General features: G+C 48.2%; 14 protein-coding genes and 1 other RNA gene. 3 read left to right on the plus strand and 12 right to left on the minus strand.

Annotated elements, in window-relative coordinates; genetic code table 11:
* Positions 1-13 precede the first annotated feature (13 nt).
* The 8 genes from ABJ225_RS05750 to ABJ225_RS05785 form a co-directional block, all read right to left on the minus strand.
* A complete protein-coding gene (locus ABJ225_RS05750) occupies positions 14-184 on the minus strand; it encodes a hypothetical protein (protein ID WP_159640171.1) in 171 nt (56 codons plus the stop codon).
* Positions 185-262: 78 nt separating this feature from the next.
* Positions 263-1,411, minus strand: coding sequence for a THUMP domain-containing class I SAM-dependent RNA methyltransferase (locus ABJ225_RS05755; RefSeq protein ID WP_053426776.1), 1,149 nt, complete (start codon positions 1,409-1,411; stop codon positions 263-265).
* Positions 1,412-1,558: 147 nt separating this feature from the next.
* Positions 1,559-1,943: RNase P RNA component class B (gene rnpB / locus ABJ225_RS05760), an RNA gene on the minus strand.
* Positions 1,944-2,004: 61 nt separating this feature from the next.
* A complete protein-coding gene (gpsB, locus tag ABJ225_RS05765) occupies positions 2,005-2,316 on the minus strand; it encodes a cell division regulator GpsB (protein WP_053427764.1) in 312 nt (103 codons plus the stop codon).
* A 70-nt stretch (positions 2,317-2,386) separates the two neighbouring features.
* The gene (locus ABJ225_RS05770) at positions 2,387-2,938 is read right to left on the minus strand and encodes an SLOG family protein (protein ID WP_056535830.1); all 552 of its coding nucleotides are present in this window, start codon (positions 2,936-2,938) and stop codon (positions 2,387-2,389) included.
* Between the two features lie 160 nt (positions 2,939-3,098).
* Entirely contained in the window at positions 3,099-3,398 is a 300-nt protein-coding gene (locus tag ABJ225_RS05775; protein ID WP_318549809.1) for a spore coat protein, read from the minus strand.
* A gap of 332 nt (positions 3,399-3,730) precedes the next feature.
* Entirely contained in the window at positions 3,731-4,954 is a 1,224-nt protein-coding gene (locus ABJ225_RS05780) for a ribonuclease H-like domain-containing protein (RefSeq protein ID WP_347318940.1), read from the minus strand.
* Between the two features lie 13 nt (positions 4,955-4,967).
* A complete protein-coding gene (locus tag ABJ225_RS05785) occupies positions 4,968-7,232 on the minus strand; it encodes a DEAD/DEAH box helicase (protein ID WP_148984785.1) in 2,265 nt (754 codons plus the stop codon).
* Positions 7,233-7,397: 165 nt separating this feature from the next.
* Here ABJ225_RS05785 and ABJ225_RS05790 point away from each other — a divergent pair, with 165 nt between their 5' ends.
* The gene (locus ABJ225_RS05790; RefSeq protein WP_218246069.1) at positions 7,398-7,850 is read left to right on the plus strand and encodes an Hsp20/alpha crystallin family protein; all 453 of its coding nucleotides are present in this window, start codon (positions 7,398-7,400) and stop codon (positions 7,848-7,850) included.
* A 241-nt stretch (positions 7,851-8,091) separates the two neighbouring features.
* Here ABJ225_RS05790 and ABJ225_RS05795 read toward each other — a convergent pair whose 3' ends face one another.
* Positions 8,092-8,538, minus strand: coding sequence for a YppG family protein (locus ABJ225_RS05795; protein ID WP_347318941.1), 447 nt, complete (start codon positions 8,536-8,538; stop codon positions 8,092-8,094).
* Between the two features lie 225 nt (positions 8,539-8,763).
* On the opposite strand from ABJ225_RS05795, the gene yppF reads away from it, so the two are divergent.
* Positions 8,764-8,934 carry a YppF family protein gene (gene yppF / locus ABJ225_RS05800; RefSeq protein WP_079516278.1) on the plus strand — a complete coding sequence of 57 codons (171 nt, stop codon included), beginning with the start codon at positions 8,764-8,766 and terminating at the stop codon, positions 8,932-8,934.
* 68 nt (positions 8,935-9,002) lie between these two features.
* Here the strand turns inward: yppF and ABJ225_RS05805 are convergent, their stop codons facing one another.
* The 3 genes from ABJ225_RS05805 to ABJ225_RS05815 all read right to left on the minus strand — a co-directional run bounded on the left by ABJ225_RS05805 (position 9,003) and on the right by ABJ225_RS05815 (position 10,992).
* Complete coding sequence (locus ABJ225_RS05805) at positions 9,003-9,359, minus strand: YppE family protein (RefSeq protein ID WP_053426769.1); 357 nt, start codon at positions 9,357-9,359, stop codon at positions 9,003-9,005.
* A gap of 94 nt (positions 9,360-9,453) precedes the next feature.
* Positions 9,454-9,663, minus strand: a complete 210-nt coding sequence (locus ABJ225_RS05810; protein WP_218246071.1) for a hypothetical protein — start codon at positions 9,661-9,663, stop codon at positions 9,454-9,456.
* Positions 9,664-9,987: 324 nt separating this feature from the next.
* Positions 9,988-10,992, minus strand: a complete 1,005-nt coding sequence (locus tag ABJ225_RS05815; protein ID WP_347318942.1) for a DUF2515 family protein — start codon at positions 10,990-10,992, stop codon at positions 9,988-9,990.
* A gap of 114 nt (positions 10,993-11,106) precedes the next feature.
* Between ABJ225_RS05815 and recU the strand changes: the two genes are divergently transcribed.
* A complete protein-coding gene (gene recU, locus ABJ225_RS05820; RefSeq protein ID WP_218246073.1) occupies positions 11,107-11,715 on the plus strand; it encodes a Holliday junction resolvase RecU in 609 nt (202 codons plus the stop codon).
* Positions 11,716-11,771: the final 56 nt, after the last annotated feature.

Consider the following 11,771-nt stretch of genomic DNA (forward strand, 5'->3'; position numbering starts at 1 on the left):
CCCTTTCTCCCGTTCAATCGTACAGCCGTCTGGTGGCCAGTTCATATTGAATTGCCTGATCCAGTACCTTGGAGGCCTCGTCGAGGGAAAGGGGATTTCTTCCTTCCCCTTCTCCCTGCAGTGAAGCCATGGAACGTTGGATGGCCTGATAGATTTTATGATAGTCGATGCGATCCTGAATCATCGTACCCATTCCCCCTCTGATTAATAGAACCAGTTTATGCAAGAATGGGCGAATTTATACTTGGGATCGCCTACTATTTTATTCTTCTATCTTCTTGCGTGGTGGTCTTGGTCCCCAATACTGATAGTAATCAGTCCGGATGAATCCATTGAACAGCTTACGCTTCTTCGTGGCTTTCTTGCCATAGCATTCTTCGAAATGCTCCAGGCTCGTCATCATATAGACCGACCATGTATCAAGCTTGGAGAAGGCCTGTCCCATTTCACGATACATCAGTTCGACTTCCTTGCGATCGCCGAGACGCTCACCATACGGAGGATTTCCGACGATGACGCCATACTCGAGCTCCGACGTGAAGTCCCTTACCTGCATCTGCTTGAATTTCACCAAGTCACCGAGCCCTGCCTCTATGGCATTTTCCTTCGCAATGGCAATCATGCGGTGATCGATGTCGGTTCCTAGGATCTCAAGGGGCTGATCATAATTCGCTTGATCCTCTGCCTCCATCCTCGTACGATCCCATACATCACCGTCCATCATCGGCCATGCTTCAGAAAGGAATTCACGGTTGAACCCAGGAGCGATATTCTGTCCGATGAGGGCTGCTTCAATGGCGATCGTCCCTGAGCCACAGAAAGGATCCACAAAGGGGCGATCCGGATTCCATGTTGTCAGCTGGATCAACGCAGCAGCCAGGGTTTCCTTCAAAGGAGCGTCCCCTTGACCTACACGATAGCCCCTTTTATGAAGACCCTGACCGCTGGTATCAAGGGTCAAGCTCACTTTATCTTTAAGGATGGCAACTTCGATCTTGAAAAGCGGTCCTGTTTCATCAAGCCAGGATGTTTTCTTATAGGCGGTTTTCAACTTTTCCACGATTGCTTTCTTCACGATCGCCTGACAGTCTGGCACACTGTACAGTTTCGACTTGACGGATTTCCCCTGAACAGGGAACTCCGCATCCACAGGAAGGAATGACTCCCACGGAAGGGCTTTCGTCCGTTCAAATAATTCATCAAAGGAATACGCATTGAATTCCCCGACGAGGATCTTGACGCGATCCGCCGTCCTCAGCCACATATTGGCCCTGGCGATAGCCGTTTCATCCCCTTGGAAGATGACCTTGCCGTTTTCAACCTGACATTCATACCCGAGATCCTTCACTTCTTTGGCAACGATCGACTCCAGCCCCATTGCGGCCGTTGCGATCAGTGTATACTTACCCAATACCTTCACCTCTATCATCATCGTTTGCACGTATTTTCAATCAAAAGTATTTTCTACAAATAAAAAGGACTGACACATCAGGCTCCAAAAAACCCTGTATCAGTCACTTCGATCGTTGTATCCATTATTGCTCTCCCCGTAACAGCGTCCTGTAAGCCATGTTTTGTTCCGTTGTACTGCAGGCGACTTGACGTCTCGTACTCTGGTGGTAATCATCTATCTACAAAGGCAAGCCTTTGTCCCTCTCTTCGTTCAATTCCTCCAAGAGGATTCCCCTACCAAATTTGGGTTTCTCACTCGCGGGGTTTACCTCGTTCCACTCCTGCCATTTCTAACAGGACTTCGTCACTGTGGCACTTTCAAGGTATTCACACCATATCCGTGAGGACGTAGGTGTTTTCCCTGCCGTCAGCCCGTTTGACCGGACTGCCCTAGCTTATGAATTGGCTAGGCACGAACACTACGGGCATCTCAGCGCCGTGTGAGCATGGACTTTCCTCTACAGCCGGAGCTGCAGCGATTACCCAAACACCATTAAAGGATCAGCAATTTCTAATTATATAGCATCCCTCTTTACATTACAAGGGGGAATTTCAATCGTACAGTTTATTTCCGAACACATGCTTCTCAAGATTCGAGAGGCGCTTCAAGATATCGAAGTTCGTCGTACCTGATGGCTGTGGGGGCGCAGCAGAGCGCTGTTGCTTGCCGGCTTCCTCAACCTGCTTCTTCAGACGAAGGTTCTCCTGCTGGAGTTCTTCGATTTCCTGGTGGAAGACTTCATAGTCCTTGATGACGAGATCGAGGAACTTGTCCACATCTTCGGGTTTATACCCTCGCATACCGCTTTTAAATTCTTTTTCTAAAATATCCTTTGCAGTCAATTTCACTTTATCTGAGATCATCATATTCACCTCTGCGTTTATGTTAATCATATTTCCATATTCCCGTTCGTTTGTCAATGGCATTTCTCCGCTAACCCCATTGGGCCTCTTCTACCACCCATTGAAGATCGTCAAACGTGATGGTCTTGAGCATGAAAGATGGATCTTGTTCCTGTTTCCTCTGAGCTTCCTCGTAGAAGTACCTCGGAGAGCCTTCGCGCTCGGGATCGTAGAGGATGATGCATGACTGGCTTTTATGCAGGAACAGCAGATTCCGATTCTTGAACTGTCCTGGATTCTGGTATGGGCTTTTGGAGATGGAATCGACAAAATCAGCTTGCGACAGGATCATCTCATAATACTCCTTGTTCTGATCATTCCATTTTTCCTCCTGCTGCAGGAAAGGGGTGAGGATGGCGAGCTTTAAATCCGGATATTCTTCCTGAAGCTCGAATACGACTTCTGCAGCCCATAGCTCCACTCCGAGCTGACCGGAAATGAGGACCCATTCCAACCCGGTATCAAGAAGGGAAAGCAGTTCTTTCCGGATGGCTAGCTTTATGTACTGTACAGCCTGGTCGTCTTGCTTGAAGATGCCCAGCTCAAATGATTTGTATCCTGTGATCGATGCGACCCCGCCCATGCTACCGAAGCTCCTTTACTCATAGTCTGTCCTTATTGCTTCCATTGTAGCATACATTTCGATGAGATGACCTCTTACAACCATTGAAAAAAGCACCTGTGCCCGGCCATTCCCTTTGATATAGGGAAATGAGCCGATCAGGTGCCTATCGTTCATTCATTTAAAATCCAAATGGCCGCGGCCGCGGGCCGAATCCAGGGCCGAATCCAGGGCCGAATCCCGGTCCGCCTGGTCCGCCCATCCCCCCACCGCAGTTGAACTGCTGGTTGGATACATTGTCCACCATTGAATTGGTATGAGGGAAGTAGTGTTTGTGCTGATAATTCACATGATTCACCGTTGTGGTATGCACGGGATGGATATGGGGTACCTCCAGGGTCGTGAAGGTGTGATTCACACAGCACTTCGTCGGGTGCATGACGGCCGGAAGGACTTGGTTTGGTCTTGGTCTACAGTACATCGTGACATGATCTCCTTTCATCTCATGGTGTCTACACTAACAACCTATGATGAATCGGAGCCACGGGTACTGATGCATTTACCTATTTTAAATCAGTTGGCACTGTAAAGGGTTCCAGAGAAATTGGAAAACACGAAAGCCGTCAGTCCAATCACGACAAAAAACAACAAGAGAATAGCTCGGTTCAATCTTCATCATCCTATCCGAAAAATTTCATCACAATGTATTATTTTACATCTACATTAGAAAATTCTCAATATTCCCTGATGAAATTTTTCGAAGCTTTTCACTGGAAATTTTTCACGTTACCAACACCCCGTCATCCCTCCCGCTCACTGCTTCTCCATTTTCCGGATGAGCCTGTCAATCCGGTGCTGAAGATGGTCGGATTCCCTTCCTTCCCGGACCAAAGGGATAGCACGCTCGGCGTATTCCTTCGCACGATTAAGATCTTTGAACCTATGCTCATGGAGCTTGGACAGTTCGATAAAGGCGGCTTTTTGCCATTTTGCCGGAGCCTCTTCACCGATCCTCCCCCAAAGCTTGGCCGCCTGTTCAAAATCCTTCTCCTTCTTCAATTCGAGTGCGAGAAGATGTAGGGCTTGGTCATTCCCCTCATCCCCCTCATCCACGATCTTCTGAAAAAGGGTCCTCGCCCTCTCTTTGTTTCCTGTGTACTGAAGCCATCTGCCGACTTCGAAGGATTCGTGCTCACCCGGATTCAGGAGAGTGAGAGAGAGGTGGGCATACAAGGTGATGAGGGACAGGATATCGAGTTCATTATGTTCCAGAACCTTGAAGATCCCCTCAGGATCCCTCCTCTCCACATAATCAAAGTAGATCATCGGCGCCAAATAGCCAGGGACATCGTCCTTACGATGAAATCCAAGTACCTCCTTCTCGACATTAACGAGTTTCACAGATCCAAGCCTTTCTTTGAACAGGCGCCTGGAGCCGTGGTAGAGGTCAAAGTGACCGAAGGACGGAAGTTTGGGAACGTGCTCCCTGATCAGGGTATGACGCGTTTTCACCTGCGGCCAGTCGAATGCTTTCCCGTTATAGGTAACAAGGGTCGTGTAATCGACCTTTGATAGAAAACTATGATAGAGGGGGATCTCACTCCCAGGTCGTGGAAGTACATGCTGGGTGACTACGACTTCCGATTCTGTGATGCGTGCATGACCTAAGAGGAAAATCGTATTGCCTGCCCCCCCGCCCAATCCCGTCGTTTCCGTATCAAAAAAGAACAGATCCTGCGGGGAAAGGCCTCTGGCGGACAAGGGATGCTCCCCTTCAAAATCTTGCCAAGCCCTCACTGCCCTTACAGCATCCCTGAAGGAATAGCTTCCGTGGATGTGATCCAGAGGGTATCTCTTTTCCCTGACGATACAATAGTCCTCATCCAGGACATATGGTGATGCCCCGATCGCCCCCCATTGATCTGCATGGGGGAGGGCCTCTTCCGGAAGCTCGTTCAGAGGGGCCTTCTCAACCGGTTCAACCTCCTCACGGATAATATGCTTTTTCATCCGATTCAGCTTATTCTTGAGTGACATTCCCTTTCACCTCCTATGAGAGGAACAGCTCGAATAATTTCAGCGTATCCTTCTTGGCGGTTTCCAACGAGTGCTCGGTCCCTATGCAGGATGGGCAGCCTGTTTCACACGGACATCGTTCTACCATGTTTTTCGTTTCCGTTAGTACTTCTTCGACCTGGTCGTATACTTTTTCACTCAGCCCCACCCCTCCAGGGTAGCGGTCGTAAATAAAGATCGTCGGTCTTTCATTGTGAGCCGCCTTGATCTGGGGGACGACGAAGATATCGCTCGGATCGCACATCACATAAAGGGGGACGATGGCTTTCAAGCTTTCCGCCGCCCCGATCAAACCTTCCTCCAGCCGCTCTTGTGACAATCCTGTATCGTCCTTGAGTGAAATCCAGCTGGAACTTGTGTGCATTTCTTCTTCGGGAAGATGGATCGGTCCCGATCCGATGTTTTCATGTGTATCGAATTTTATTTTTTTGAAGATGGTGGCCATGGCGCGCACCATGACATCACCGAATGCCGCTTCCCATGACCCTGATTCTCTCTCCTTGTCCTGTTCAAGGACACTCAGTTCAACGGCAAGATTCGCATCCGTATAGTAATCGACGTCCACTTCGCGAACAAACGCCTTCTTCTCATCCCAGTCCAGGAACTCCACTTGATACTGTATGCCCTGATGAAGATAGATTGCTTCATCGTGAAGGAGGGTCATAGCCGAGAAACGATCCATCTCCCCGATTACCTTCACCGCCGCCACGTTCGTCTGGTCGACGATGATGACGTTCTCCTGTGAGGCAGAGCGTAAGCTGATGTTATGGGCAGGGAATGCGTCGTTCATCCAATACCACTTGCTTCCGTTTTTGTGGACGACCCTTTCTTCTGCAAGGAATTCCATCATATCCTCGACTTCGAGCCCGCCGAATATATCATCTTCCTTGAATGGAAGTTCGAAGGCCGCGCATTTGATGTGGTCCACCAGGATGATGAGGTTATCAGGATTGATCCTGGCGGTTTCAGGCGTCTGGCCGAAGAAATATTCGGGATGATCGACGATGAACTGATCAAGGGGGCTCGAGCTTGCCACCATGATCACGAGTGATTCGCCGTGCCGTCTTCCGGCACGCCCCGCCTGCTGCCAAGCGCTTGCGATCGTTCCCGGATACCCCGTCATGATGCAGACCTGCAACTGTCCTATGTCCACTCCGAGCTCAAGGGCATTGGTGCTGACAACCCCATAGATATCACCTGACCTTAAGCCTTTTTCAATCTCTCGCCTCTGAGTGGGTAGATATCCCCCGCGGTAGCCTCGTATCGACTTTGCGCCGAGCTCACCTTTCACAAGCTCCTGAAGATACGTAAGGATGATTTCCACCCGGACACGGCTCCGTGCGAAAACAATCGTCTGGATCTTATTCTTAAGGAGCTCCCCCGCAAGCCTCCTGACCTCCAACGTCGCACTTCTTCTTATATTAAGCGGTTTGTTGACGATGGGAGGATTATAGAACACGAAATGCTTCCTACCCGAAGGAGCCCCATTGTTATCTACAAGGGACATCTCCTCTCCAGTCAGTCCTTCTGCAAGCTCTTTCGGATTCGCAATCGTTGCGGATGTACAAATGAAGGTCGGGTTTGAACCATAGTACGCACATATCCTTTTTAATCTGCGGATCACATTCGCCACATGGGATCCGAACACCCCCCTGTAGATATGGAGTTCATCGATCACCACGTACTTCAGGTTCTCAAAAAGGGACACCCACTTTGTATGATGGGGAAGGATGGCGGAATGGAGCATATCAGGATTGGTGATGACGATGTGACCCGCCTTCCTGACTTTTTGACGGATATTTGCCGCCGTGTCTCCGTCATAGGTATAACTATTGATGGCAGCACCCGTTTCAGAAATGATCTCGTTCAGCTCACTTTTCTGGTCCTGGGCCAGTGCCTTCGTCGGAAAGATATACAGGGCCCTTGAATCGGGATTTTCCATGACCGATTGGAGGACGGGAAGATTGTAGCAGAGCGTCTTACCGGATGCTGTTGGTGTTACTGCCGTGAAACTTTGACTTGCCTGTGCGTGATCAAATGCCGATCGCTGGTGCGTGTAGAGGTTGCCAATCCCCCGTACTTCAAGTGCATGCCTGATGCGGGGATCGAGGCCCTCTGGAAAATCCACTGTGTCTGCCTGCTTTTCTTCTATAGTATGCCAATGGCCGATCTGATCGCTGAACCGTTCATCGGTCTTTAATTGTTGAATGAGTTGTTGCAGATTGCTTTTTCGAAACATCTTGTTCACCTCACCTCCTATTTTAGCGAATCTATGTTCGAATACAAAGGAAAAAATATGGGGGCATGACTTTCCTTCACCACGAGCATGCCCAAAAGTTCATTCACATCGTGTGGGCTTACGTCATACACTGGATGCAAAAGGCATGGCGAAAGGGGAATCACGATGGATAAACAACCAAAACATCCATTCGGCTTCGGAAATCTTATGAATTCCATGAATCAATTCTTCCACGAAAAGCCGATGAAAGGGATGCTCCAAAGCATTGATGAGTTTTTCTCCTCCTCCCAGAATCCCTGGGGTTCCTTTCCTGTGGCCCTGGAGGAGCGGGCGGATTGCTTCGTCATCACCGCCGAGGTCCCAGGAATCAAAAAAGAGCAAATCGAGCTCGACATCTTCCCTGAATATATGACCATCAACATCACCAGAAACGAAGAGTTCACTGAAGACAATCAACCCAATCGCACATTCAGCTATCAAAAATCCACCTCGCGTAGCAGCAGGAGCATCGCTTTTCCGGGCACGATCGATGAGGTGGGACAAAAAGCTTCCTTGGCAGACGGTATCCTCACCATTATCCTGAAAAAAGACACTGGCAACAGACTCCGGATCGAATGACGAAAGAGGCTGGAACAAACATGTTTCAGCCATAGTAAAACCCGAAATCAATTGCCCACGATCAGGCAAATGATTTCGGGTTTTCAATTTGTTTCTGGTCACAGTGCTTCCGCGGTTGATCGGAGTGCGAGACGTAGACCACTGGTGAAGAGAATCCTGCAGGCGCGGAAGAAGTTAACGGCCATCTTGCGCGGAAATCACCAATGGTATAATCGCGTCCGTCATGAAATGGTGCCTTTTTCTACTTCAAAAATGCCCCGAATCCCTTCACCAGGGAAGACACCTGGTTGATCGCCCCCATCATTTGACTGCCGGTGTTCATCATTTTATTCATATCCAATTTGCCATCCTGTGATTTGAACGAATTCAGCATGCCACCCATTCCCCCTGAAGAAGGTTTCGCCATGAATTTCGCCTTCGGATAGGGATTGGCATACCCTTGTTGAGAAGCATAGGCCTGATACGGATTGTATTCCTTTGACTGCAGTGGATTATCGAAATACGGATTCGAATAATAGGTTTGTGACGGCATTTGTGAATAAGGCATCATTTGATGAACCGGTTCTTGAGGGGGAAGCTGTTGCTGAAAGGGATCCATCCCAAGATTCGGAAGACCCCCGTATGGATTCTGCCCATACGCGGGATGCATGAATGGATGAGTTTGCCTTTGGTGATGGTGTGGATACATATGAACCCTCCCGTTCGATTTCATCATTTAGTACACCATATGATACTTCAGGCAAAATGGTGAAAACACCCAGGAGGTCAGATTTTTCGACAATGAATGTCGATAGTTACACTATTCTTACAACTCAAATCCACCGTCTTCCCATGATAGAATTGTGTCAGGAATCCTCTGTGGCATCACGAGGGGATCGAGCCTGTTGAAAAGACGGTAAAGGGAGGAAACACAATGAGTTTAAATGAATTGATTCAATGCTACAAGACGAGTAAACACGACGATGCAGCCAATCACCTCGACCTTCTGACCATGGCCAAAAAACTTTATATTTCCAATGAAATCACTTTTCAACATTATAAGGAGCTCATCAGAGACCTTGAGCCGACAATGGACCATCAATAAATAGAACGAACAAAATAATCCGGGGCCCCGCTTGATGGGGTCCCGGATTTTTCAGGTACATCTTCCCTTCAATCCTTCCTCAGTTCATGGAGCTGTGTCCCCAGCACATAGGAAACAGATTGATAATGACTGATGAATCGATTATAGCTTGATTCTGGGAAGAAACAGTGAACCGAAAGCATTTCGATATTATCGTACGTATTGGAGATTTGCGGAAGATGAAGGTGTTTCGGCCTGGACGTGGCCACCCATTCTTCAGATAAAGACCTCCACTGATCGTTCAAGCTTTTGACCTTATCGGCGTAGGGTTTTACATCCCGGTAAAAATCCCCCTTCTCCCCACTTTCCCTTCTTCGTTTGTATTCTTCTATCATGAAACCTGCTTCAGTGAGCAGGCTATCCGTTACACCGATCAACTTGTCCATCCACGAATCCCCCAGGTTCAAAATAATAAGCAGCCTAAACCAAGGCTGCTTCATTACAGTCATTTTATGATGTCTTCATGGATAATTCAAGCTTTTACACTGCAAATGATGAGGACGGACGGCGAAGATCCCTGATCCCTTCACATCGATCCAGCTGATTTTCAACCTTCTGCACCTCGATGTGGAAACTGTCGACTCTATCCTGCTTCTCGATCCGGATCCGGTCATACAAATTTTGTTCCAACTGATTAAGACTTTCCTCGATCTCGGCAAGCTTTAACATGATTTCCTGTTTCTGATGCATAATGGGGTCCTCCCAGCATTTTGATTTACTAAGAGTATTCTCCCTTTTGAAGACATCCCCTTCCCCTCTGACAAAACTAGAAGCGATTCGGCAAAGATAGTGGACAACAGACAAGGCTTCGACATGATTGAATAAAAGGTGATCCCACACTTCATACTAGGGATGGAGGTGGAAAACATGAAAAAGCAAACAAAAGATCCCAAGCAACAGGAATCCAAGCAAAATGCTGCTAAAGGGAATCCTAAACTTACTGGGCCGGACCGCCCTTCCACTTAATATAAGAATGACGAAGACCCGCAGGCTGAAGCCCGGGTCTTCGTCTATTCATGACATCCATCTCAATGGGGGGAATAGCTTCTTCATGCATTTAGCGAGGCCGTTCATTCTCATCAGCTGCTTTTCCTTATGTACGAACCAGCTTTTGATCTCCACTTCTGAGGGGAAATCAACGGGATCGAACCATTCGTTCTTGACCGATCTGCCTTTCGACCAGTCCCTCTTCCCTCTCAAATGATGGGGAACTTCACCGTATACACTCCGGAGCTCGGGCGACGATGAACCGGTCGTCCCTTCTGCATATTCCCTTCGTGACCCCTTCGGTTCGACCATATCTGCCCATTTCTTGATATCGGTAAAGTGATCGCTGTGGAAAAGGATGCGATACAGCTTCTTTCCCAGAAGGATCCTGTTGTCCAAGTCCCTGAACCCATGTACACTAGCTCCATAAAGGCGCCCATCAAGGGTCGGGAAGATCACAGAGCTGAAGTGGAGGCGGTCTTCCACTAAAAATAGCGGGGATGTAAAGATCCTGCGATACACGGGATCAAGGATCACAGGTTCCTGGATCAAATTTTGTTCGTTGATAATCAGCGCCGTCACGAGTCGGTCAAGATCCCGGTGATCCCAAAAGTAGTTCCACTCTGCCTTCATGAATGAAGAGACCTGCAACTCATCGAGGAGATGAAACATCCCCTTCCCCGCCTGCACCGAATAATGGTAGACGAGGAGCTGGGGATAGGCATCTTCAAAGATCGTCCAATTGGCCCGTTCATACGTCATGAACAGGCCATTCCTGCGCCTCTGGGAAAGAAGATCACCGAGGATCCCTCCTTTGAGGTCAGTCATATTCCATCCGGCATTCCTCGATACGAGTGATGCCAGCAGAGACCATCTGACTTCACGGTGCAGGTCAAAGAAGCCTTGATAGGCCTTTGTCCGCGAGATATTATCCTTATTGTGATCACGTACCTGGGCGCGTATCATCATGATCCAATAGCGAAGAGGTTTATCCTCTCCGATAGAGGGTATATTCGGATAGATTCTTTTCATCTGATCCTCCCCGAATCCTTAATATATCTAGGGTGAGGAGATTTGTAATGATTTATTCACACAAAGTCGGGGACTTTCTGGTATGATATAGATTAGTCTGCGAGGTGTATTACCATGAAATTCCATTATCCGAATGGAAAGAAATATGTGGAACCGGAACGACCCTCAAAAAAACCCGGGGCTAAACCGAAACAAGTAACGTATGGCAACAGGGGGATGACACTCGAAGAAGATATCAATGAAACCAATCTGTATTATCTGGTACAAGGGAAGGCAGTCATTCATAAAAAGCCCACACCTGTGCAAATCGTCGATGTACTCTACCCTTCAAGAAGCGCCGCAGTCATCAAAGAAGCCTATTTCAAGCAGCCTTCCACGACGGACTACAATGGTGTCTTCAAGGGGAGGTACATCGATTTTGAAGCCAAGGAAACCAAAAACAGTACGTCCTTCCCTCTCAAAAACTTCCATGAACATCAAATTACCCACATGGAAGAGGTTTATAAACATGACGGGATCACCTTCGTCCTCCTTCGCTTCTCGGCGACGGAAGAAGTGTTCCTGCTTCCCTTCCCTTCTCTCCATGCCTATTGGAAGAGGATGTTGGACGGTGGACGCAAATCCATCACCAAGGAGGAAATCGAGCGCGACGGGACAAGGATACGCCTTGGACTCCATCCAAGGGTCGACTACCTAAAAATAGTCCAAGAGTTATATTTTTAGCTCTATGAAAATGAGTTAATCTATATTTTGTCTTCTTCCATGTTGTATATTTCAAA

It is taken from the genome of Rossellomorea sp. RS05 (assembly GCF_039822645.1).
In the GTDB taxonomy this organism is placed as follows: domain Bacteria; phylum Bacillota; class Bacilli; order Bacillales; family Bacillaceae_B; genus Rossellomorea; species Rossellomorea marisflavi_B.